Source organism: uncultured Litoreibacter sp. (assembly GCF_947487515.1).
Classification (GTDB): domain Bacteria; phylum Pseudomonadota; class Alphaproteobacteria; order Rhodobacterales; family Rhodobacteraceae; genus Litoreibacter.
The window spans coordinates 44,701-68,808 of the sequence record NZ_CANKWO010000001.1; the positions used below are offsets into that span (position 1 = coordinate 44,701).

Sequence of the window (24,108 nt, forward strand, 5' to 3'; positions counted from 1 at the left end):
CTCGCTTCACTCCGAGGAGGAGGGACCATGGCTTTGGCCACTAAACTGGAGGCGCGCGTGGGGCGTGGCCTCAACCGTATTTGCCGATTGTGCGCTTATTTCGGCGGGATCGTGCTGGTTGCTGCGGCATTGGTCACCATGGCCTCTGTTATTGGGCGGTATTTCCTCTTCGCGGGTCTGGGTCCCATTCGGGGTGACTTCGAGCTGGTCGAGATGAGCTGCGCCATTGGCATTTTTACCTTTCTCCCTTGGTGTCAGATGAACCGCGGAAATGTCACCGTTGATGTCTTGGTCAACCGTTTTCCGCTTCGCGTGCAGTCGTTGTTTGGGCTGCTCGGGGATCTGTCGATCACAGTGCTGTCCGCGTTGATCTTCTGGCGCATCTACTTGGGGTTCGGTGAGAAGTTTCCATATGGCTCCGACAGTTTGCGCGCGGCACTTCACATGGGCACGAAGCCTTTCTATCCCGAAACCACCTATGAATTGGAAATGCCGGTTTGGATTCCCTATGCGCTGTCGACGCTTGGGGCCGCGCTCTTTTTTGTGGTGAGCCTTTATACCGTCTGGCGGGCGTTGAATTGGGTGATCAGCGGGCAGGAGGCACAGATATGAGCGGCCTAGAGTTGGCCCTATCGGGTTTCGGCTTGATGCTATTGGGGATTTTCCTGCGCATTCCGATTGCAGCGGCGATGTTTGCTTCGGGTTTTATTGGCACTTGGATCGTGTTGGGGCGGCCATCTGCTACGCTTAGCCAGATGAAGACGCTGACCTATGATACGTTTTCAAGCTACTCGCTGACCATCGTGCCGTTGTTCCTGCTGATGGGGCAGTTCGCCACTAAATCGGGCATGAGTGGCGCGCTGTTTGCTGCGGCCTCTGACTGGCTTGGCCATCGCAAGGGCGGGGTGGCGATGGCGGCTGTCGGCGCCTGCGCGGGGTTCGGGGCCGTCTGTGGGTCCTCATTGGCGACGGCAAGCACGATGGGGCAGGTGGCTTTGCCAGAGATGCGGAAGCAAGGGTATTCGGATGCCTTAAGCACTGGTGTGCTGGCGGCAGGGGGCACCTTGGGCATCCTTATTCCGCCATCGGTCATCTTGGTGATCTACGCGATCCTCACGGAGCAAAACCTTGTAAAGATGTTCATCGGCGCGTTGATCCCCGGAGTGCTGGCGGCAGTGGGGTATATGATTACGGTGGCGATCTATGTGCGTCTGCGCCCCGGATCGGGCCCTGTGGCTGAACGTAAGCCCATCAAGGCGCGCTTTAGGACCTTGGTCAGAGTGTGGCCGGTTGTGTTGATCTTCTCCTTGGTTATGGGAGGGATCGCGGCAGATTGGAACTGGACCAAAACCGGTGTTCAGGCGCTGTTCACCCCGACCGAAGGGGCCGCAGTCGGGGCCATCTTTACCGGCCTATATGGTGTCATCACAGGCGGATTGAACTGGCAGGGGTTCAAAGCTTCCGTTTTGGAAACCGCACAGGCCTCAGCGATGATCTTTCTGATCATTCTGGGCGCACAGGTGTTCAACTCTTTTCTTGCCTTCACACAGGCGCCTCAGGCCATGGCACAATGGGTGTCCTTGCAGGGGTTTGCGCCTATGACTGTGCTCATTGCCATGCTTTTGTGCTACTTGGTCTTTGGGTGTGTCATGGACAGCTTGTCGATGATTTTGCTGACGATCCCGATATTCTATCCGATCATCGAGACATTGGACTTTGGATTGGGGGCAGAGGGCACGGCGATCTGGTTCGGCATTCTCGCCCTGATCGTCGTCGAGGTCGGGCTCATCACTCCACCGGTGGGGATGAATCTGTTCATTATCAATCAAGTTGGAGGCAATATTCCGATCACGCAGACCTATCGCGGGGTGCTGCCTTTCATCGCGTCAGATTTGATCCGTGTTGTCATTTTGCTGGCTTTTCCGAGCATTACGCTGTGGCTGGTCGGGGTGATGTTCTAGCTGTAGCGCTGCATAGGCGAACTATCTTTGCCAATCGCGTTAAAAACTGCTGGAATCTGCAAACGACGAATTGACGCGCCCTGAAGCTTTGGCTACACCGCACGCACCTCTGGTGGCGACTACCGCGCTGCCATACGAGACAAGGGGCCCGAGTGGTGGAATGGTAGACACGACAGATTCAAAATCTGTTGCCGCGAGGCGTGCCGGTTCAAGTCCGGCCTCGGGTACCAAATCATCCAATACATATAGAATATAAGCAGGCGGCAAGCCTCGCAAAGAGCGTTTGGTAAGGGTTTTCTTACTTGTGCGATCGATTTTTCGTTCAAATTAAGGCGAAAAAATGAGACCCGAGATAATCTAGAGAACTTTAGGCTATTGTTTCCAAACTAGCTTTTACGACGTTAGGTAACGCAAGATTCGGCTTCGTTGGGAGCCTCTAATCGAATCGAATTTGGGATCAATACTGCCAATTCGGAGACAATCATCGGTAAAGCTCTAGATTGTTCTGTCGTTTCTTACGGGGAATAGATAACGAAAAGTGACGATGGATTATCGCTGGTTCACAGGAAAGTGAGGACCGAAACTCGGAATTCGTCATGACCATTCCAGTAATCAGAATGTTTGTGTTTGATGTTTGAGTGATAGTTAAGTTTTTGAAATAAATGAACAATATTAACTTTCCCGACAAGCTGACGCTAGTTTGGGGCAGCGGTTGGCTGCATTTGGGGGAAAAGTAATAGCCAAAAATAGCGGCCGGAAACAATTTTTGGGGTATCCGGTAAAATGTTGAAATAAGGTATTTTTATGATCTTCGTCAAAGTTTCCGCTTTTTGGTTCTCTGTCGAAAAGGTATCAAAAGGCACACCCATCTGGGGGGTGAAGACATTTGGCCACGGGGGCGGCCACACGAAAAGCGCGTTCTTGCAGAATGCGGAGGTAGTCGTGTGATCGTTTGCTGGGCGCGTTGGTTTCAACGAATGCTATTTGCAGATCGTCATCAACGTTGGGCTTACTAAGGTCTGAATTCCTCCTCATTTTTGGCGTAGCGTTTGAGTGTGGTCGCAATTGTGGCGTCTTCACTAAACTAGATGACACGGAACTGCACGAAGCCTGGGGATCTTATGGCTGAAATGACTACACTTACCGATCTTGTGACAGCGTTCAGCGCTGTCTTGTCTGCTGTGTTGGTTATTCAATTGTGCACTAAAGAGTTAAATTTGTTGCGGGGGTCGGCAGTGTATCGACCGACGCTCGTAAAGTCGTAGGAGACTGAAATGCCTGAGGTACTGCTAACGTTCGAAGATCTGCAAGCTGGTGATATTGTTAACGGTCAATACACCTCAAATGGGGTTACTATTAGCTCAGGAAATCCTACCAACCCTACTATGGTGTTTGACACCGATAACCCGACTGGCGGTGACTCGGATTTGGCGACCAACAATCTTGGCAACGTTCTGATCCTGTCGGAAGATGGCGATAGCAACGATCCAGACGACAATGCGGGCGGCGGATCGTTCATTTTCGAATTTGAAGAGCCTTCCGAGGTGGTCAACTTCAGCGTTCTGGACATCGAAGAATCCGGCACCGTGCGCCTTTACGATGTGAACGGGAACCTGATCGATACAGTCACTATTTCGGCAACAGGTAATAATGGCCAAGCCACCGTTAATATCAACGCCGAAAACGTGGCCCGCATGGAGGTCCAGATCAATGGCTCCGGCGCGATCGACAACATCTGCTACATAACTCCAGAAGCCTCCGATGACCTTGACGGCATCGTAGAAGGCTCTGCTGGGAATGACGTGATTGATGCGTCTTATGACGGCGACCCAGACGGCGACTTCATTGACGCCAACGACGAAATCCTGCCCGGCGAAGGCCCGAACGATGACATCGTTGACGCATTTGGCGGCAACGACACAATCACATCAGGCGAAGGCAACGACGAAGTCTATGCGGGTTCTGGCGACGACACGGTCGACGGCGGCGCAGGGGATGACATCATCTATGGCGATAGCAACTACGGCGGCCCTGGCGGGTCCACAACCGTACGCGAAAGCTTTGAGTGGGATTTGCAGTCCGAGGGTGAGGTCGATACGACCTTCGTGCAAGACACTGGCAACGTAGAAGTGACCTACACACGTTTGGCTGACGTCAATAACCACGACAGCTTTTTGAACAACGAGCAGCTCAACGTGAGCGGCATCGACGACGGCTCCGAAACTGTGGATACAGATAGCGGCCTGACATCGGTCACCAACGGCTCGAACGGTCAGGGCAAATTCCAGTGGGAATTCTCCGAAGCGGTTACCGATGTTGACTTCAACATCAATGACATCGACGGCGACGGCGTCGTCAACGTCAAAGCCTATGACATCAACGGCAACGAAATCCCTGTTCAGTTGACCGGCGGCAGCAACCTGACATTGCGCGACACTGATGGTGTGAACGGTGTGGACACTGCAGATAGCAACGGCGGCTATGATGCGACCATCAGCACGCAGTACAACCTGCAGGTGTCCATCGCGGGGCCAGTTGCCCGTATCGTGGTCAACCACACGCAAGATGGCGGCAACAACTCCGGTGTTCGCATCACCGACATGTTCTTCGACACCTCCACGGCGATCATTGACAACGGCCCTGACGGCAACGACACGCTGCGCGGCGGCGACGGCAATGACACGATCTTCGGGGAAGGTGGCAACGATCGCCTTGAAGGCGGCGCTGGCGACGACACCCTTGATGGCGGCGCAGGCCGTGATGTGATCTTGGGCGGCGCGGGTAACGACACCGCTGACGGTGGCGATGGCAATGACGAAATCTGGATGGGTTCCGGCAATGACACTGTTGAAGGTGGCGCTGGCAACGACTGGATCCACGGTCAGGGCGGCCACGACACGCTGAACGGCGGCTCCGGCGACGACATGATCTTCGGTGAGGCCGGCGACGACCGCATCGAAGGCGGCGACGGCAACGACGCGTTGTCTGGTGGTGACGGCGCTGACACCATCCTTGGCGGCGCAGGTCGCGATACCATTCTTGGTGGCAACGACGGCGACACAGTCGACGGCGGCACAACCGGCGACGACTTTGACGTGCTGGACCTGACCGGCGAAGGTCCGTTCCGCATCGTCAATGAAACCCTAGATGCCGACGGCGATAGCACCTCCGGCACCGTAGAGTTCCTCGACAACAACGGCAATGTAACGGGTTCTTTGCAGTTCACCGAGATCGAGCAGATCATCGGTGACCTCGTAAACCAAGGCCCTGATGCGGTTGATGACACGGCTGAAGGCGTTGAAGACGAAAGCGTGACAATCGACGTTTTGGGCAACGACACCGATCCAGAGGGCGACGATCTGACCGTGATTGACGCGACATCTCCAAATGGCGAAGTCGTGATCAACGCTGATGGCACAATCACCTTCACCCCTGACGAGAACTTCAATGGTGACACGACCATCACCTACACAATTGAAGACGAAGCAGGCAACACAGACACCGCTGTGGTGACATTGACTGTTGAGGCCGTGAACGACGACCCAATTGCGAATGATGACACGGCGTCGACCGACGAAGACACCGCAGTTACCATCGACGTTCTGGGCAATGACACAGACGTGGACGGCGACGACCTGACAGTTGAAAGCGCGACATCGCCAGACGGCGACGTTGCGATCAACGCAGACGGCTCGATCACCTTCACACCTGAAGATGACTTCAACGGCGAAACCACCATCACCTACACAATTTCCGACGGCAATGGTGGTACGGATACCGCGACCGTTACGGTCACAGTCGGTTCGGTCAACGATGGCCCAGACGCTGTGAATGACGTGAGCACAACCGATGAGGACACTCCGATCACGGTTGATGTGTTGGCCAATGACACCGACCCAGAAAACGATGCGCTGACAGTGACAGGGGCGACCGTTCCTGCCGCGCAGGGCACAGTTGAGATCGTGAACAACCAAGTAGTGTTCACTCCGGCCGAGAACTTCAACGGCTTGGCGACCATCAGCTACTCTATCACTGACGGTAACGGCGGCACTGACACAGCGATCCACGAGATCAATGTTCTGCCGGTAAACGATGCCCCAGTGGCGGTTGACGACATTGCAGAGACCTTCGAAGACGAAGCAGTGGTTATCGACCTGATCGGGAACGACACGGATGTTGACGGCGACCCGTTGAACATCGGCACTGTTTCGGTTCCAGCAGAGCAGGGCACAGTTGTCGACAATGGCGATGGCACAGTGACCTTCACACCTGCTCCGAACTACACAGGTCCGGCGCAAATCACCTACACGGTTCAAGACGGCCAAGGTGGTGAAGACAGCGGCGCAGCAGTGGTTAACATTGAGGTTATCGGCGTAAATGACGGCCCGCAGGCCATCGATGACACAGCCACAACCGACGAAGACACTCCGGTCACCATCGACGTGCTGGACAACGACTTCGACACCGAAGGCGACGACCTGAGCATCACAACAGCGACAGTTCCCGCTGAGCAAGGCACGGTCGAAGTTGTCAACGGCCAGCTGGTGTTCACACCAGCAGAAAACTTCAACGGCGAAGCAACCATCACCTACGGGATCACCGACGGCAATGGCGGTGCGGATATCGGCGAAGTCGTCGTGACCGTTACCCCTGTGAACGACGATCCGGTTGCAGTCGATGACGTTGAAACCACGGATGAAGATCAGCCAATCACCATTGACCTGATCTCCAACGACACCGATGTAGATGGCGACGAATTGAGCGTCGGTTCGGTCTCCGTTCCTGCGGATCAAGGCACTGTTGTCGACAATGGCGATGGCACCGTGACCTTCACACCGGCCCCGAACTTCAACGGCCCCGCAACGATCACCTATACGGTTGTGGACGGCAATGGCGGCGAAGATGAAGGCCAGGCTGTGGTCTCCGTCGGCGCGATCAATGACGGTCCAGTGGCTGAGGATGACAGCGATGTCACCACCGAGGACACACCGGTCACCGTAGATCTGCTTGCGAATGACAGCGACGATGACGGCGACGACCTCTCGGTCATCAGTGCGACTGTTCCTGCCGACCAAGGCACATTGGTCGACAATGGCGACGGCACGGTCACCTTCACTCCGGCTGAAAACTTCAACGGTACGGCGACGATCTCTTACGAGATTTCCGACGGCAATGGCGGCACAGACACTGCCGAGCACACCATCGAAGTAACACCAGTCAACGACGGCCCAGACGCGGTGGACGACAGCGATGTCACCACCGAAGACACTGCCGTAACTGTTGATTTGCTGGCCAATGACACCGACCCAGAGAACGACGATCTGACCGTCACCAACGCAACTGTTCCTGCCGACCAAGGCACTTTGGTCGACAATGGCGACGGCACAGTCACCTTCACTCCGGCACCGGACTTCAACGGCACGGCGACGATTTCATATGAAATCTCCGACGGCAACGGCGGCACAGATGCTGCGGTGCACACTATCGAAGTGGGCGCGGTGAACGACGGGCCTGATGCGGTTGATGATACAGCTGAAACCGACGAGGACACTCCGGTTGAGATCAACGTTCTGGGCAACGACACTGACCCTGAGAACGATGATCTGACAGTGACCGAGGCGACGTCTCCTGACGGCGATGTTGTGATCAACGCCGACGGCACGATCACCTTTACTCCGGCTGAAAACTTCAACGGCGACACCACGATCACCTACACCATCACCGACGGCAACGGCGGCGAAGACACTGCGGTTGTGGCTGTGATGGTGAACTCAGTCAACGACGGTCCAGACGCGGTAGACGACAGCGATGTCACCACCGAAGACACTGCCGTAACTGTTGATTTGCTGGCCAATGACACCGACCCAGAGAACGACGATCTGACCGTCACCAACGCAACTGTTCCTGCCGACCAAGGCACTTTGGTCGACAATGGCGACGGCACAGTCACCTTCACTCCGGCACCGGACTTCAACGGCACGGCGACGATTTCTTATGAAATCTCCGACGGCAACGGCGGCACAGATGCTGCGGTGCACACCATCGAAGTTGGCGCAGTGAACGACGGGCCTGATGCGGTTGATGATACGGCTGAAACCGACGAGGACACTCCGGTTGAGATCAACGTTCTGGGCAACGACACTGACCCTGAGAACGATGATCTGACAGTGACCGAGGCGACGTCTCCTGACGGCGATGTTGTGATCAACGCCGACGGCACGATCACCTTTACTCCGGCTGAAAACTTCAACGGCGACACCACGATCACCTACACCATCACCGACGGCAACGGCGGCGAAGACACTGCGACGGTTGATGTCACAGTGAATGCGGTGAATGACGATCCGATCGCTGAAGACGATGTCTATACGACAGATGAGGACACTCCGATCACCGTGTCCCCACTGGAGAACGACAGCGACGTTGATGGCGACGATCTGACCATCACTGACGTGACGCAGCCTGCAACGGGTGAAGTTGTCCTGAATGCCGATGGCACGATCACCTACACACCTGCGGATGATTTCGTAGGCGAGGAAACGGTCACCTACACTGTCTCTGATGGCAACGGTGGCACCGACACTGCGACAATCACCTTCACAGTGAACGGCGTGAACGACGGTCCGGACGCTGTTGACGACGAAGCATCGACCAACAATCTGACGCCGGTAGTGATCCCAGTTTTGGGCAATGACACGGACCCAGAGAACGATGATCTGACTGTGACAGAAGCCTCCGTGGATGTGGGCGAGGTGACCATCAACCCTGATGGCACGCTGACTTACACCCCAGTGGCTGAATTCGGCGGCGTGGCAACGATCACCTACACGATCACAGACGGCAACGGTGGCTTTGACACCGCAACTGTCACCGTGAACGTGAATGACGGTATCGTTGAAGGCACCGCAGGCGACGACTTGATCGATGAGAACTACCTCGACGATCCAGAAGGCGACCTGATCGACAACAACGACGAATTCTTGCCGGGTGAAGGCCCACAAGACGACATCGTGTTGGCCGGCGACGGTGATGACACTGTTCTGGCGGGCGACGGCGACGACGAAGTCTACGGCGAAGAGGGCAATGACACTCTCTACGGCAACGACGGCGACGACTACCTGTCCGGCGGCGAAGGCAATGACACACTCTTCGGTGGCGAAGGCGATGATACGCTGGATGCTGGCCAAGGTGGTGATGAGCTATACGGCGAAGAAGGCGATGATCTGCTGCTTGGTGGACCTGGCCCTGACTTGCTGGATGGTGGCACCGGCGACGATGAGATCATCGGTGGTAACTCCGCTGACACGATCATCGGTGGGGACGGCAATGACACCGTTTACGGCGAAGATGGCGATGACGTTATCGACACCTCCGGCGGCAGCCCGCGCCCAGACCTAGGCTACCCAGGCTTGTTCCCGGGTGATCTGGACCCGAATGACGACATCGACTTTGTAGATGGCGGCGACGGCGACGACACGATCTCTACCGGCGACGACGCTGACACCATCATCGGTGGCGCTGGCAACGACACAATCGATGGCGGCCTAGACGCCGATACGATCGATGGTGGCGACGGTGATGACCGTATCGTGGGTGGCGAAGGCTCCGACGTGATCAATGCAGGCGCAGGCAACGATGTTGTCTACGCTGGTATCGACCCCGATCTGGGCTTGCCTGACAACCTCGACATCGCTGATGTGGACGGCGATCTGGTGCCAAACAACGGTATGGACACAGTCCACGGCGGCGACGGCAACGACACTATCTTCGGTGCTGATGACGACGACACATTGTTTGGTGATGCGGGTGACGACTACATCGACGGCGGCGTAGATGCAGATGATATCTACGGTGGCACAGGTGACGACACGCTGATCGGTGGCCAAGGCGCTGACACAATCGAAGGTGGCGACGATGCTGATACGATCATTGTTAGCAGCGCAGAAGACGGCGCAGGCGACATCATCGACGGCGGAACCGGCGGCAACGACCTTGATACTCTGGACCTGACTGGGGCCGGCCCACTTCGCATCGTTGGCGAAACGGTCGATGCGGACGGCGATAGCACCTCCGGTACTGTTGAATTCCTTGACGGTGTTGGCGGTAGCGTGATCGGCACGTTGCAGTTCTCCGAGATCGAAAGCATCGTTCCTTGCTTCACTCCGGGTACGTCGATTGCCACGCCGCGTGGTGAAATCCTCGTCGAGGACCTAATGGTCGGTGACAAGGTTATCACCCGTGACAACGGCATTCAGGAAATCCGCTGGATTGGCGCCAAGCGCATGGACGGCCGCGAGTTGCAAAACAACCCGCATCTGCAGCCTGTCTTGATCCAGAAAGGTTCCCTCGGGAACGGCCTGCCAGAGCGTGATATGCTGGTAAGCCCGAACCACCGGATGCTGGTGAACAACGATCGTGTTGCTCTCTACTTCGACGAAAACGAAGTTCTGGTTTCGGCCAAGCACTTGGTTAACCCGTCGGAAGGTGTACAAACCATCGCCTCGATGGGGACCACCTACATCCACTTCATGTTCGATAACCACGAAGTTGTCCTGTCGAACGGCGCGTGGACAGAGAGCTTCCAGCCGGGTGATTACTCGCTGAAAGGTATCGGTAACTCGCAACGCAACGAAATCTTCGAGCTGTTCCCAGAACTGCAAGGCGAAGCTGGCCGCGAAGCATATGCATCCGCCCGCCTGACCCTGAAGAAGCACGAAGCCAAGTTGCTGTTTAAATAGGTTAAAGTTTCAGCTGCGCTCTCATTTAGGGGGCGCATCTGGGGGGTAACCCGTGAAATAAGTGAGAAGGCCCGCTTGAAACAGCGGGCCTTTTTCTATTGCGCAGATGAATTCGGGTCCTTGGATTGCTCCGCCCGCCAGGCAGCCCAGTCTTCAGGCGTATCAAGATCCCGCACAACAGAGGCGCCGATCGGGACTAAAACGGTATCCAACTTGTGGCGTTGCAGCAGTGGCTGAGCACCGATGTCGCCAGTCAACGTGTTGAGTTGAGAGAATAAATCTTTGCGCAAAAGAACTGGGTGACCGGCTTTGCCGTCTGTGCTGGCCCCTCGAAATATCGTGGCATCTGGATGCGCTTTTGCTGCATTCACGACTTGTTGCATGTGTTCGGCCGTCAGGTCGGGGAGATCGGCGAGCACGATCAACAGCGCATCAGCATCGATATTTTCTACACCGCGTTGCAAGGAGTGGGACATGCCAAGGTCTGATCCGTCATTGAAGATGATCTCGACATCCAGCCCATCAAGGGCGCCTATGCGTTCTGGGCGGTTTGGGGGAAGAACAACGCGGACTCCGGTAACGCCAGATTTCAAGCAGGCTTGCGCGCGTTGGCGAAGAAGGGGGGCTCCATCGACGTCTTCAAGCAGCTTGTCGCGTGAGCCCATTCGCGATGATGCGCCACCTGCTAGTAAAAGTGCGATAATTTTCAATGAGTTGCCGTAGATGAAAGCAAGTTGATCACCACAATCCCTGCAAGGATCAGAGACATGCCAAACACCGCAGCGAGGTCTAGCTTTTGGCCGAAATACACCCATCCGATTATGGCAATAAAAATGATGCCTAGACCGGACCACAACGCATACATGATCCCAACCGGCAGAACTTTTAACGTTAATGACAGCAAGTAAAAGGCCATTGCAAAGCTGACCATTGCCAACAATGACGGCCAGAGCCGTGTGAACTGCTGGGAGGCTTGGATCGAGGAGGTGCCGATGGTTTCAGCAGCGACCGCGAGGATGAGATAAAAGTAATGGGCAGGCATATGCGTCCGATCAATCACAAAGTGCGGCGCTTGAACTTGGCGCCATAGTTGCACCCTAGATTGCACATGATTGCGCGTCAAAGGGGCGGGCCGTTGCTTCGGTAAGCCTACTGTCAGGAGGTCGAATGATTGTGGCCAATCCCGAAAGCGGCACAAACCACCGCATGTTCGATCACGCCATGGCGTGTGCCCAAGGGCAATTGGTCTTCGCGGTTATGCAAAAGCCAGTGCGCTATGCCTATGAAATCGCAAAGAAAGCGATTCCGGACGATCCGATTGTACCATTGGGATTTGCCGATGAGGTGCGCAATGTTGATCAATAAGCTGCGGGGAAGTGCTGCGACATCATCGACACGCAAAGCGACGCGCAGTACCTGTCTTTGGTACCACGCGACGCCGCTTCTATGTGCAACCTCGAAAGGAACAGTTCCTTGGGCTACATCAAAGGCAAAGCCTTCAAAACCTTGCGATCTGAAGACATGAGCCGTTTGACCTAGCCCTACATTGCTTTGTTCAGGTTCTCGTCGATTTTTTCCAAGAAGCCTTCGGTCGTAAGCCAGCTTTGATCTGGGCCAACCAGCAATGCGAGGTCTTTGGTCATGAAGCCGCTTTCAACGGTATCCACGATGACCTTCTCCAGCGTTTCAGCAAAGCCCATCAATTGTTCGTTGCTGTCCAATTTGGCGCGGTGCTTCAAGCCACCTGTCCACGCATAGATCGACGCGATGGAGTTGGTTGAGGTCGCTTCACCGGCTTGGTGCTGGCGGTAGTGGCGGGTGACGGTACCGTGGGCAGCTTCGGCCTCCACGATCTTGCCGTCTGGTGTCATCAACGCCGATGTCATCAAGCCCAAAGAGCCAAAGCCCTGCGCCACAGTGTCGGACTGCACGTCGCCGTCGTAGTTCTTGCAGGCCCAGACGAATTTGCCAGACCACTTCATCGCAGAGGCCACCATGTCGTCGATCAAGCGGTGCTCATACCACAAGCCTGCTTCTTCGAACTGGGCTTTGAACTCTTTGTCGTAGATCTCTTGGAACAAGTCTTTGAAACGGCCGTCATAGGCCTTCAAGATTGTGTTCTTGGTCGACAGATACACGGGCCAGCCAACGTTCAAACCATAGTTGAATGAGGCGCGGGCAAAGTCGATGATCGACGCGTCGAGGTTGTACATGCCCATCGCGACGCCAGCGGAAGGGGCGTCAAAGACCTCTTTCTCAATGGTTTTACCGTCTTCGCCTACGAATTTCATCGTCAGCTTGCCGGGGCCAGGCATCAAGAAGTCAGTGGCCTTGTATTGATCGCCGAACGCATGGCGGCCAATCACAATGGGATGGGTCCAGCCAGGAACAAGGCGCGGCACGTTTTTGCAAATAATTGGCGCACGGAAGACGACGCCGCCAAGGATGTTGCGGATTGTCCCATTCGGGGAACGCCACATCTGCTTGAGGCCAAACTCCTCAACGCGGCCTTCATCTGGGGTGATCGTCGCACATTTCACGCCAACGCCGTATTTTTTGATCGCTTCGGCAGCGTCGATGGTGATCTGGTCGTTCGTCTCGTCGCGGACCTCCATGCCAAGGTCGTAATACTTCAGATCAACATCCAGATAGGGAAGGATCAGTTTCTTCTTGATGAAATCCCACATGATGCGGGTCATTTCGTCACCGTCCAGCTCGACGACGGGGTTTTCTACCTTGATCTTTGACATGTGAGGCTCCGGTAAATGGGAAAAGTTTTGTTAGGGGTGATAGCTTAATTTGTGGTGTAGGGAAAGTTGGCACACGGTTGCATACCGCTTGTGTGCGGCGGGCTTAGACGGTCCCTCAAAGCGCCTTGAACCAGGCATCAATTTTGACTTTGAGATGCCCCCAAAGGGCGGGTGCACCGCGGATCACTTTGGACCCAACGCGCGTCTCAAGCTGATCTTGCGTGACATTATACGCGCGCCACGACCCGCCGTCGGTCTCAAGATTGCTGATGACCGGTTGCACGCGGTCAATGGATTTGGCGAAAATGGCGTCATCCGTTGCTGCCGCCTCAAACTCCTCCCAAAGGGCGCGAAACTCGGTGGCTTGATCGGTGGGGAGCAGCCCAAAGATACGGTCAGCGGCGGCTTTTTCACTAATTTCTATCGCGACCGGATCATGGTCGCCGTGAATGGGGGTGTCACCGGCATCTATCTCAACGAGATCATGCAAAAGCAGCATCTTGATCACACGATCCAGATTGACCGGTGTTTTGGAGTGCTCCGCCATGACAAGGGCATAGAGGGCGATATGCCAACTATGCTCGCCCGAATTTTCCCGACGCGAGCCATCATTTAGCGTCGTGCCGCGCACGACAGATTTGAGCTTATCCGCCTCGGTAAGAAAGGCGAATTGTTGGGAAAGCCTGTCGTTCATCTGATGCGTTTTCCCAACCTGAGCCGTGTTAGCCTTTGTCGCCGCTGGTGGGCAGCTTCTCGCCCTGTTTCCCTGACAACTTATCCTTGAGGAATTTGATCGCGCGTGCTTCTGCTTTGCGGACGCGCACAGCGGTCAAAAAGGCTTCTTGAGTGGTTTGGGACGACGCGCCGATCAATGTGGCCACATGCGGGATGACACTTTCGTCTTCCAACTCGTTTTCCACAGCGATTGCCTTTTTGGCAAGGCCGTCGGCGATATCTTCTGTGATGCCCATTAGCGGGTGTTCTCTGTCAGGCGTCGCTGAACATAGGTCTCGACCGAACCGGTGAGCGTGTCCATGTGATCATTCTCAAAGAAGTGGCCAGCGCCTTCGACTTCTTGGTGGGTGATTGTGATGCCCTTTTGCTCGTGCAGCTTGTTGACCAAGTTGACGGTGTCTTGTGGCGGGGCGACGCGGTCACCTAGCCCGTTGATCATCAAGCCGGATGCAGGGCAGGGCGCAAGGAACGAGAAGTCATACATATTGGCGGGTGGGGATACGGAAATGAAGCCCGTGATTTCTGGGCGGCGCATCAGCAACTGCATGCCGATCCAAGCGCCGAAACTGAAGCCTGCAACCCAGCAGTGCTTGGCGTTCTGGTTCATCGACTGCAGGTAATCCAGCGCGGATGCCGCGTCGGACAGCTCGCCGATGCCTTGATCGTATTCGCCTTGGCTTCGTCCAACGCCACGGAAGTTAAACCGCAATACGTTGAAGCCCATGTTATGGAACGTGTAGTGCATGTTGTAGACGACGCGGTTGTTCATCGTGCCGCCGAACTGCGGATGCGGATGCAGGATAATCGCGATAGGGGCGTCGCGTTTGCCTTTGTGAGGGTGGTAGCGGCCTTCAAGTCGGCCTTCTGGTCCGGGGAAAATCACTTCGGGCATATGCGTCTTTCCTTGCTTCTGGTTACCAGCGCCACCCTATTGTTGACAGTATCGCTCAGGTAACCTAGAACTATTCTAATTCGCCCAAGCGGATACGCCGAGCAGGTCAATTTGAGTTAAGGTCTGCGCCTTCCATCGTCAACGAAATTCGCCTGAATTTGAGGGATAACGCCATGAAACTTAGTACCAAAGGCCGTTATGCCATGGTTGCGTTGGCCGACTTGGCTCAAAGTGCGGATCAAGGCCTTGTCTCACTGGGTGAAATTTCCAAGCGGCAAGATGTATCCTTACCCTATCTGGAGCAGCTTTTCGTCAAGCTGCGTCGCGCAGAATTGGTGGAATCGGTGCGCGGCCCGGGTGGTGGGTACAGATTGGCGAAATCGCCTGATGCCATCCGCGTCTCCGAGATTTTGGAGGCGGTAGATGAAACCGTCAGCGCCATGCACACAGGGGCGGGCGCGTCTGGGGCGTCTAGCGGCTCTAAGGCGCAAAGCATGACCAACCGCTTGTGGGAAAGCCTGTCGGCGCATGTTTACGTTTTCTTGCATCAAACGCGCCTGTCAGATGTCATTGAGAACGAATTGAAACCCTGTCCGGCGGTTTCTACGATCTTCACCGTGGTGGATGAGGCTTAGGCAATGACCCGCGTCTACCTAGATTACAACGCCACAATGCCGTTGGGGCAGGCGGCGCGCGATGCGATGATTGCGGCCATGGATGTGGTGGGAAACCCCTCTTCGGTCCATGCCGAAGGTCGGGCGGCCAAAGCCATTGTGGAACGCGCCCGTGCGCAGGTGTCTGACGCGTTTGGCGCGTCGGGTGCGGATATCGTGTTCACCTCTTCGGCCACCGAAGCTGCTGCGCTGGCCTGTGCGGGCCGTGATTTGCAAAGCGCTGCGGTGGAGCATGACGCCGTTGGCGCTTGGACCTCCGGGGACATGCCTGTTGATCCGGCGGGCAAGGTGGCGGTGCAGGATCCGGCGAATAGCGTTGTGCAGCTTGCAAATTCTGAAACGGGCGTCATTCAGCAGCTTCCGGAAGGTTTGGCCTTGTCCGACATGACCCAAGCGTTCGGGAAAATTCCCGTGGCGTTTTCGTGGTCAGGGGCGCAGATGGCGTTGATCTCGGCTCATAAGCTCGCAGGGCCCAAAGGGATCGGGGCTTTGGTTCTTCAGCAAGGGCTTGATGTGGCCACGCAAATCAAGGGCGGGGGGCAAGAAATGGGCCGTCGCTCGGGGACAGAGAACGTCATTGGGATCGCTGGATTTGGGGCCGCTGCCGAGATGGCCGCGCGAAATTTGGCCAATGGGGAATGGGATCGGGTTGCAGAGCTTAGAAATATTCTAGAAAAGACCATTGAGACGCGAACAAAGAACACTATTTTCATCGGAAAAGAAGCGCAGAGGTTGCCTAATACCTCCTGCTTCGCGACGCCAGGTTGGAAGGGTGAGACGCAAGTGATGGCCATGGATTTGGCCGGATTTGCTGTATCCGCTGGCTCGGCGTGCTCCAGCGGCAAGGTGAAGGCCAGCCGGACGGTGCAAGCAATGGGATATGACGAGGCCACGGCGACAAGCACTTTGCGTGTTTCAGTAGGTCTCGACACAACCGAAGAACAGATCCTTCGCTTCGCAGATGCGTGGCTGAAGGCGGAACAAAAATTTCGTGCCAAATCGGCGCGATAAGCAGGGAGACAGACATGTCACTTGAGGATGTAGTCGATAACGTCAAAGACGGCGTAGATCAGGACACCGTAGATGCCGTGCGCGAAGTGGGCGGCAAGTATAAATACGGCTGGGAAACCGAGATCGAAATGGACTATGCGCCAAAAGGCCTGTCCGAAGACATCGTGCGCCTGATCTCCGAGAAAAACGACGAACCACGGTGGATGCTGGATTGGCGCCTTGAAGCCTACGCACGTTGGTTAAAGATGGAAGAGCCCGAGTGGGCGATGGTCAATTACCCCAAGATCGACTTCCAAGATCAGTATTACTATGCCTCGCCAAAATCCATGGCTGAGAAGCCAAAGTCCTTGGATGACGTCGACCCCAAGCTTTTGGAAACATACAAGAAGCTTGGCATCCCGCTGAAGGAGCAGATGATCCTCGCGGGTGTTGAAGGTGCCGAGGAGATGACCGACGAGCCGCGCAAAGTGGCCGTCGATGCGGTGTTCGATTCCGTCTCTGTTGGGACCACGTTCCAAGCGGAGCTGAAGAAGGCTGGCGTGATTTTCTGCTCCATCTCGGAGGCGATCAAAGATCACCCAGAGCTGGTGAAGCAATACCTCGGCTCCGTGGTTCCACAAACCGACAACTTTTATGCGACGCTGAACTCGGCCGTCTTCTCGGATGGGTCATTCGTCTACATCCCACCGGGTGTGCGTTGCCCGATGGAGCTGTCGACATATTTCCGCATCAATGCCGAAAACACCGGCCAGTTTGAGCGCACTTTGATCATCGCCGACAAAGAGTCCTACGTGTCCTACCTAGAGGGCTGTACCGCCCCTATGCGCGACACCAACCAGCTGCACGCGGCTGTGGTGGAACTGGTGCTGCTGGACGACGCGGAGATCAAATACTCCACCGTTCAGAACTGGTACCCGGGCGACGAAGAAGGCAAGGGCGGCATCTATAACTTCGTGACCAAACGGGCCGATTGCCGTGGCGATCGCTCCAAGGTGATGTGGACGCAGGTCGAAACCGGCTCTGCGGTGACGTGGAAATACCCGTCTTGCATCCTGCGCGGCAACGACAGCCAAGGCGAATTCTACTCCATCGCCATCGCCAACAATATGCAGCAGGCCGACACCGGCACCAAGATGATCCACCTTGGCAAGCGCACCAAGTCGCGCATTGTCTCTAAGGGGATTTCCGCCGGTAAGGCGCAAAACACCTACCGCGGCTTGGTGTCGATGCACCCCAAAGCCAAGGATTCACGTAACTACACGCAATGCGACAGCTTGCTGATCGGCGACAAATGCGGCGCGCATACGGTTCCCTACATCGAGGTAAAGAACAACTCATCGCGGGTAGAGCACGAGGCGACGACCTCCAAAGTGGACGACGATCAAGTCTTCTACTGCCGCCAGCGTGGCATGGACGAAGAAGAGGCTGTGGCCCTGATCGTCAACGGCTTCGCCAAGGAGGTGTTGCAAGCACTGCCGATGGAGTTCGCCATGGAGGCACAACAGCTGGTCGCGATCTCGCTGGAAGGGTCTGTTGGGTAAATGAGCGAAGACGGCGAGCGCAAAAAACACGTTGGTAAGGCCTTAGCAACCGTCTCGCGACGGCGTGCATTGGGTGGCGAACTGGCTTTTGTGTGTTCAGCAGGGTTCCTTGTTGGAGTTCTGATCGCCGGCTCTAAAGATGAATCTCTATTGTTTTTGACTGCTCCTCTCGTGGTCCCTATGTTGTTTGGCTTTGCCTATTTTCTTTTCTTTCGCTGGGAGAAGAATAGGGAAGCTGAATTGAACTGGGAAAGAGAAACCGAGCTGGATAAAATTCGCCAAGAGAAAACACAAGAAAGAATAGCGCAAGCTAAGGCACGTGGCGAATTCGACAAGTGGAACAAAAAGCCATGAATGATATAGATACACACAGCACGCTAAATGATGCGAAGTATCCGGTGACGGATCATTCGGCGCGTCTTGGTGTGCTGGCTTTTATTGTAGTTTTGATAGGTATTCCTGTATTATCCAACCATAGTGCCTTTTCCAATATTTCAGGGGCAGCAGTTGCGATTGTTGCTGTAGTCATGGCTATCGTAGTGGGATTGGGTCTTGCACGTATTATGAAGTCCTTCGCGCAACGTAGGCAGGCTACCTACGATGCTGAAATTCGTGCAATCGACGCGGAGGAGAAGAAGCGGAAATTATCCGAAGCCCGTAAATCTGGCGACCTAGACCGTTGGAATAAAACCCCATGATGGTCGCGCAAAATATCTCCAGTTTCTCGCCACATTCCGGCCAAACTGCCCGCCTAAATCTGTCCGTGAACACGGACGGAGGGGTTTCCCATGAGCATGGCAGACGCAAGTTTTCAAGCACGGCTGGAGCGGATCAATTCCGGCAAGGGCTTTGTGGCCGAAGGGCTGCTGGGAACGGGCGAGCTGAACCAAATTCGTGCACGCCAAACGAAGGGCAAAACCGCGAGCTTCAATCCGACTTTGGGTGTTCCAGAGGAAAAGAAAAAACTCGAGATCAAGCCAATCATCGTGGCCTTCGTGCTGGGGGTCGTGTCGTTTTTTGGCGGCAGTCTCAGCGTGTTTCACGCGACCCAAGGGCTGGCGACCGATTTCGACAATTTCCGACTGCTGGTCGAGGCCTTGGGCCCGCTTGGCATGTCCGCGCTGATCGCGTTTTTCCTGCTTTATGTATCGGGTCTGCGCTCGATCCTGTTGGTATGCGTTATCATTGCGGGCTTCTACATCACCCATTACGCAGAGCCGCATATGGCGCGCGCAGCACCGGGCATTTGGTCGCAAATCTACTCGCCGGAACACGCGGACGGCTTGAAGTTCCAAGCTATCGCGCAACTGGCAAATCTGGGCTTCGTACCACCTGCGGAATTGGCACCGGAACTCGCTCCGGCAGCCGAGGCTGCAACCGACTAACACATATACCGAATGCACTAACACGCACCTCGCATGGGCAATCCATGCGGGGTTGCTTCTGTTGAAAGAGAGAAAAACTATGTTGGAAATCAAAAACCTGCACGTGCAACTTGAAGACGAGGACAAGCAGATCCTCAAAGGTGTCGACCTGACCGTTGAGGCGGGCAAAGTGCATGCGATCATGGGGCCAAACGGGTCTGGTAAGTCCACGCTCTCTTATGTCCTGTCCGGCAAGGACGGCTATGAGGTCACGGACGGCGAGGCTGCTCTTGACGGTGTTGACCTGCTGGACCTCGACGCCGAAGAGCGCGCCGCGGCTGGCCTGTTTTTGGCGTTCCAATATCCGGTAGAAATTCCGGGGGTCGGCAACATGACTTTCTTGCGCACCGCAGTGAACGCGCAACGCAAAGCGCGCGGCGAAGAAGAGATGTCCGCCGGTGATTTCCTCAAGCTGGTCCGCGCGAAGGCCAAGAGCCTGAAAATTGACGCGGACATGCTGAAACGCCCCGTAAATGTTGGCTTCTCGGGGGGCGAGAAGAAGCGCAACGAGATCCTGCAAATGGCCATGCTAGAGCCAAAGATGTGCATTTTGGACGAGACAGATTCCGGTCTGGACGTCGATGCGATGAAATTGGTGGCCGAAGGCGTGAATGCGCTTCGCTCGGAAGGCCGGTCTTTCCTTGTGATCACGCACTACCAACGCTTGCTGGACCACATCAAGCCTGACGTCGTGCATATCATGGCGAATGGCCGCATCATCAAAACAGGTGGCCCAGAGTTGGCGTTGGAAGTTGAAAACAACGGCTACGCTGACCTGCTGGCAGAGGTGGCCTAAGATGGGCGCCGCTGAAAAACTGACAGTCGCTCCGCGCGCCTTGCCTGAGGGGCAGGGCGTATGGGCACAAACGGCCCGCGAAGACGCGGCCGCCCGCTTGAGCGCCATGGGCATGCCCGTGCGCCGTGACGAGTATTGGAAATACACCAACCCCTTGAGCTTGACCGAAGAGGTCGCACCTGCGGCTGAGGTATTCTCGTCTGACGAGGCGCCAATCTTTGACGATATCGACACGTTGAGCATCGTCTTCGTGGATGGTGTTTTTGACGCTGACGCATCGGATGACTTGGTGTTGGAAGGTCTGGAAATTTCGCGCCTAGCGGATGCGGCTCAGGCGGATATTCACTGGGCGAAGGATTTGTATGGGGTGTTGGAAAACAACGGCCAAAATCCGGTTCACCGCCCTTTGGCTGCTGCGAACACGGCCTTTGCAACTGACGGTGTTTTGATCCGCGCAACTGCCAAGGTCAGCAAGCCCGTACAAGTGACTTATCTTCACAAATCAGATACTTCTGATGCGATCTTGCACCACGTTGTGCGCGTGGATGATGGCGCGGAAATGACCTTGATCGAAAACGGTCCAGCTGCGGCACGCTTCAATCAAGTGCTTGAGGTCGACGTGGCCGATCGGGCAGCGTTCCACCATGTGCGTGCGCAGGGGCGTGATCATGCCCGCCGCGCCGTGACCCATATCTTCACGCGCCTTGGCACTGAAAGCACCTTCAAAAGCTTCACCTTGACTGCAAACGGTGTGCTGACGCGCAACGAATGCATCATGGAGCTGACCGGCGATGACGCCATCGCACATGTGGCCGGTGCTGCTGTTGGCGACGGAGACTTCCACCACGATGATACGGTCTTTATCACCCATGATGCCGAAAACTGCGAAAGCCGTCAGGTTTTCAAAAAGGTTCTGCGGAACGGGGCAACTGGTGTGTTCCAAGGCAAAATTCTGGTGAAAGAAGGCGCTCAGAAAACTGATGGCTACCAGATCAGCCAAGCTTTGCTTCTGGATGGGGACAGTCAGTTTCTGGCTAAGCCGGAGTTGGAAATCTACGCAGATGACGTGGCCTGTTCGCATGGGTCTACGTCGGGCGCGATCGACGAAGATGCGTTGTTCTATCTAAGGTCGCGGGGGGTGCCCGAAGCTCAGGCTCAAAATCTGTTGGTTCTGGCCTTTCTTGGTGAGGCTCTGGAAGAAATCGACAATGATGACCTCGCAGCTGAACTTTTGGGCCGCCTAGAGGCGTGGTTCGAGCGGCGTAGCAGCTAGGCTATGGCAACGGCGCAGATCATCTTTGAAAGCTACCGCGCGCCGCGCAAGGTCGCGCGCCGTTTCCGCGATGCAGGGGCGGATGAGGGCACGGGATTGGGCTGGCTGTTTGCTGCCTGCATCCTGTTTTTCATCGCCCGATTGCCCGGTCTCGCACGGACCTCGCATCTGTCTCAGGGCGAGGTGCCGTTGTTCGGTCTTGCCTTGGGCACCTTCTTTGGGACGCTCCTGCTGGCCCCGATCTTTTTCTATGTGGTGGCCAGCTTGAGCCATTTCGTTGCGAAAGCATTCGGGGCCAATGGAACTGTGACAGATGCACGCCTGGCGATGTTCTGGGGCTTGCTGGCCTCTGGACCCATTGTTTTGTTTCATGGTCTTGTGTCCGCAATGATCGGGCCGGGGTCGCAGTCTTCGATCGTGGCCTTTGTATCTTTCGCTGTTTTTCTATGGGTCTGGATCAACAGTTTGATAGAGTTGGAAAGCAACAGCTGATGTTGGATATTTTTGCACCTTTGGTTCTCCAGACACTTCGCCGTCCTCGCGAGGCCTGCGCAGAGGTCTTGAAGCTGGAGTTTGAGCGCGGCCATTTGTGGCTGATTTTGCTTCTGGTGTCGGTGGTCTCGGTTTTGGCCAGCGAGTTTACCATGCTCTTCGTGCCCTCGGACTTGATTGTGGATCAAGGCCCGCTGCCCAACAGCCCAATGTTCATGGCGGTGGTGATCTTGGCGCTTTTGGCTGCGACGGTATTCGCCACCCATTACATCGGGCGGGCCTTCGATGGGCAAGGGGCCTTTGACGACAGCCTTAAGGCGGTCATTTGGATGCAGTTTGTCATGCTGGCGTTGCAGGCGGTGCAGATCTTGTTCTTTATGATTTCGCCTGTGTTTGGCCTGCTCTTTGGCTGGTTTGGCGCACTCTATATGTTCGGCGTGTTCTTGGTTTTCGTGCAAATTTTGCACGGGTTTAAGTCACTGGGCGGGGTGCTTCTTGGAGCGATCGCAGGGTTTATCGGCATCATGCTGGCCATAGCGGTGCTCATCACCATTATCGCAGCTATTTTCGGGTTGGAGTTTGTCACAAATGTATGATGTCCAAAGCATACGGGCTGATTTTCCAATTCTCAGCCGAACCGTGAATGGCAAGCCGTTGGTGTATCTCGACAATGGGGCTTCCGCGCAAAAGCCGCAGGTGGTGATTGACGCGGTGACGCAAGCCTACGCCCATGAATACGCCAATGTGCACCGCGGGCTGCACTATCTGTCCAACCTCGCCACTGATAAATATGAGGCGGTACGGGGCAAGGTCGCCTCCTTCATCGGGGCCGCGTCAGAAGATGAAATCATCTTCAATTCCGGCACAACCGAAGGCATCAATATGGTCGCCTATGGGTGGGCTGCACCAAGGATGAAAGCCGGCGACGAGATCATCCTCAGCGTGATGGAGCACCATGCCAACATCGTGCCGTGGCATTTCTTGCGCGAACGATTGGGCGTGAAGCTGGTTTGGGTTGATGTCGATACGAATGGCGATCTGGATCCCCAAAAGGTCATCGACGCGATCACCCCTCGGACCAAGCTGATTGCCGTTACGCATATGTCCAATGTGCTGGGCACGGTGGTGGATGTGAAATCCATCTGCTTGGCGGCGCGTGACAAGGGCGTGCCAGTGCTGGTTGACGGCTCTCAGGCCTCGGTTCATATGCCGGTTGATGTGGTCGATCTGGGCTGCGACTTCTACCCGATTACCGGACATAAGCTTTATGGCCCCTCGGGGTCGGGGGCGATCTATGTGCGTGCGGATCGAATGGCTGAGATGCAGCCCTTCATTGGCGGCGGCGACATGATCCGCGACGTTCATAAGGATGAAGTGATCTACAATGATGCGCCGATGAAGTTTGAGGCCGGAACACCAGGCATTGTGCAAATGATCGGTTTGGGAGTGGCTCTGGATTACATGACCTCTGTCGGTATGCAGAATGTTGCGGACCATGAACGAGACCTTCGTGACTATGCTCAGACACGCCTCAATGGGCTAAACTGGCTGAACATTCAGGGGCAATCTGCGGGCAAGGGCGCGATCTTCTCCTTCACGTTGGATGGGGCGGCACATGCGCATGATATCTCCACAGTGCTGGATAAGAAGGGGGTGGCTGTGCGTGCAGGACAGCATTGCACCCAACCTTTGATGGAGCACTTCGGGCTAACGGCCACCTGTCGTGCATCCTTCGGAATGTACAACACAAGGGACGAAGTGGACGCCTTGGTCGACGCATTGGAGCTTTGTCACGAGTTGTTCGCCTGAGACGGGCAAGTT

The 24,108-nt window shown here is 55.6% G+C and carries 21 protein-coding genes and 1 tRNA gene; 16 read left to right on the forward strand and 6 right to left on the reverse strand.

The genetic code is table 11. From position 1 onward, the window contains the following. Nucleotides 1-27 precede the first annotated feature (27 nt). From Q0746_RS00250 to Q0746_RS00265, 4 genes are all read left to right on the forward strand, one after another. Entirely contained in the window at nt 28-612 is a 585-nt protein-coding gene (locus Q0746_RS00250; protein WP_298256052.1) for a TRAP transporter small permease, read from the forward strand. Then, nucleotides 609-1,961, forward strand: coding sequence for a TRAP transporter large permease (locus Q0746_RS00255; RefSeq protein WP_298256053.1), 1,353 nt, complete (start codon nt 609-611; stop codon nt 1,959-1,961). Before Q0746_RS00250 ends, Q0746_RS00255 begins: the two co-directional genes overlap by 4 nt. A gap of 146 nt (nt 1,962-2,107) precedes the next feature. Then, nucleotides 2,108-2,191, forward strand: a tRNA-Leu gene (locus Q0746_RS00260). 1,044 nt (nt 2,192-3,235) lie between these two features. Beyond that, a complete protein-coding gene (locus Q0746_RS00265) occupies nt 3,236-10,699 on the forward strand; it encodes a cadherin-like domain-containing protein (protein ID WP_298256054.1) in 7,464 nt (2,487 codons plus the stop codon). A 95-nt stretch (nt 10,700-10,794) separates the two neighbouring features. On the opposite strand, the gene Q0746_RS00270 is transcribed toward Q0746_RS00265, so the two are convergent. Further along, nucleotides 10,795-11,514: a nucleotidyltransferase family protein gene (locus tag Q0746_RS00270; protein WP_298256055.1), complete on the reverse strand. Its 720-nt coding sequence runs from the start codon at nt 11,512-11,514 to the stop codon at nt 10,795-10,797. Beyond that, entirely contained in the window at nt 11,406-11,741 is a 336-nt protein-coding gene (locus Q0746_RS00275) for an SMR family transporter (protein ID WP_298256056.1), read from the reverse strand. The genes Q0746_RS00270 and Q0746_RS00275 overlap by 109 nt, the downstream gene beginning before the upstream one ends. 125 nt (nt 11,742-11,866) lie before the next feature. Here Q0746_RS00275 and Q0746_RS00280 point away from each other — a divergent pair, with 125 nt between their 5' ends. Further along, nucleotides 11,867-12,064, forward strand: a complete 198-nt coding sequence (locus tag Q0746_RS00280; RefSeq protein ID WP_298256057.1) for a hypothetical protein — start codon at nt 11,867-11,869, stop codon at nt 12,062-12,064. Nucleotides 12,065-12,240: 176 nt separating this feature from the next. Here Q0746_RS00280 and Q0746_RS00285 read toward each other — a convergent pair whose 3' ends face one another. From Q0746_RS00285 to Q0746_RS00300, 4 genes are all read right to left on the reverse strand, one after another. Further along, nucleotides 12,241-13,449, reverse strand: coding sequence for an NADP-dependent isocitrate dehydrogenase (locus Q0746_RS00285; protein WP_298256058.1), 1,209 nt, complete (start codon nt 13,447-13,449; stop codon nt 12,241-12,243). A 115-nt stretch (nt 13,450-13,564) separates the two neighbouring features. Next, the gene (locus Q0746_RS00290; protein WP_298256059.1) at nt 13,565-14,143 is read right to left on the reverse strand and encodes an HD domain-containing protein; all 579 of its coding nucleotides are present in this window, start codon (nt 14,141-14,143) and stop codon (nt 13,565-13,567) included. Between the two features lie 28 nt (nt 14,144-14,171). Beyond that, nucleotides 14,172-14,420 (reverse strand): hypothetical protein, encoded by a 249-nt coding sequence (locus Q0746_RS00295; protein ID WP_298256061.1) that lies wholly within the window; start codon nt 14,418-14,420, stop codon nt 14,172-14,174. Next, nucleotides 14,420-15,076: an alpha/beta hydrolase gene (locus Q0746_RS00300; protein WP_298256063.1), complete on the reverse strand. Its 657-nt coding sequence runs from the start codon at nt 15,074-15,076 to the stop codon at nt 14,420-14,422. The genes Q0746_RS00295 and Q0746_RS00300 overlap by 1 nt, the downstream gene beginning before the upstream one ends. A gap of 173 nt (nt 15,077-15,249) precedes the next feature. Between Q0746_RS00300 and Q0746_RS00305 the strand changes: the two genes are divergently transcribed. The 11 genes from Q0746_RS00305 (at nt 15,250) to Q0746_RS00355 (ending at nt 24,096) form a co-directional block, all read left to right on the forward strand. Then, nucleotides 15,250-15,711 (forward strand): Rrf2 family transcriptional regulator, encoded by a 462-nt coding sequence (locus Q0746_RS00305; protein ID WP_298256065.1) that lies wholly within the window; start codon nt 15,250-15,252, stop codon nt 15,709-15,711. Nucleotides 15,712-15,714: 3 nt separating this feature from the next. Then, nucleotides 15,715-16,761 carry a cysteine desulfurase family protein gene (locus tag Q0746_RS00310; RefSeq protein WP_298256067.1) on the forward strand — a complete coding sequence of 349 codons (1,047 nt, stop codon included), beginning with the start codon at nt 15,715-15,717 and terminating at the stop codon, nt 16,759-16,761. A 14-nt stretch (nt 16,762-16,775) separates the two neighbouring features. After that, on the forward strand, nt 16,776-18,302 hold the full coding sequence (sufB, locus tag Q0746_RS00315; protein WP_298256069.1) for a Fe-S cluster assembly protein SufB: 1,527 nt from the start codon (nt 16,776-16,778) through the stop codon (nt 18,300-18,302). Beyond that, nucleotides 18,303-18,656, forward strand: a complete 354-nt coding sequence (locus Q0746_RS00320; protein ID WP_298256071.1) for a hypothetical protein — start codon at nt 18,303-18,305, stop codon at nt 18,654-18,656. Then, the gene (locus Q0746_RS00325) at nt 18,653-19,000 is read left to right on the forward strand and encodes a hypothetical protein (RefSeq protein ID WP_298256073.1); all 348 of its coding nucleotides are present in this window, start codon (nt 18,653-18,655) and stop codon (nt 18,998-19,000) included. Before Q0746_RS00320 ends, Q0746_RS00325 begins: the two co-directional genes overlap by 4 nt. 90 nt (nt 19,001-19,090) lie before the next feature. Continuing rightward, nucleotides 19,091-19,687, forward strand: a complete 597-nt coding sequence (locus Q0746_RS00330; RefSeq protein WP_298256075.1) for a hypothetical protein — start codon at nt 19,091-19,093, stop codon at nt 19,685-19,687. Nucleotides 19,688-19,766: 79 nt separating this feature from the next. Further along, a complete protein-coding gene (gene sufC / locus Q0746_RS00335; RefSeq protein WP_298256077.1) occupies nt 19,767-20,522 on the forward strand; it encodes a Fe-S cluster assembly ATPase SufC in 756 nt (251 codons plus the stop codon). Nucleotide 20,523: 1 nt separating this feature from the next. Further along, complete coding sequence (gene sufD / locus Q0746_RS00340) at nt 20,524-21,795, forward strand: Fe-S cluster assembly protein SufD (RefSeq protein WP_298256079.1); 1,272 nt, start codon at nt 20,524-20,526, stop codon at nt 21,793-21,795. Nucleotides 21,796-21,798: 3 nt separating this feature from the next. Beyond that, nucleotides 21,799-22,287: a YIP1 family protein gene (locus Q0746_RS00345; RefSeq protein ID WP_298256081.1), complete on the forward strand. Its 489-nt coding sequence runs from the start codon at nt 21,799-21,801 to the stop codon at nt 22,285-22,287. Further along, nucleotides 22,287-22,883: a YIP1 family protein gene (locus Q0746_RS00350; protein WP_298256083.1), complete on the forward strand. Its 597-nt coding sequence runs from the start codon at nt 22,287-22,289 to the stop codon at nt 22,881-22,883. The genes Q0746_RS00345 and Q0746_RS00350 overlap by 1 nt, the downstream gene beginning before the upstream one ends. Next, nucleotides 22,876-24,096: a cysteine desulfurase gene (locus Q0746_RS00355; protein WP_298256086.1), complete on the forward strand. Its 1,221-nt coding sequence runs from the start codon at nt 22,876-22,878 to the stop codon at nt 24,094-24,096. The genes Q0746_RS00350 and Q0746_RS00355 overlap by 8 nt, the downstream gene beginning before the upstream one ends. Nucleotides 24,097-24,108 lie beyond the last annotated feature (12 nt).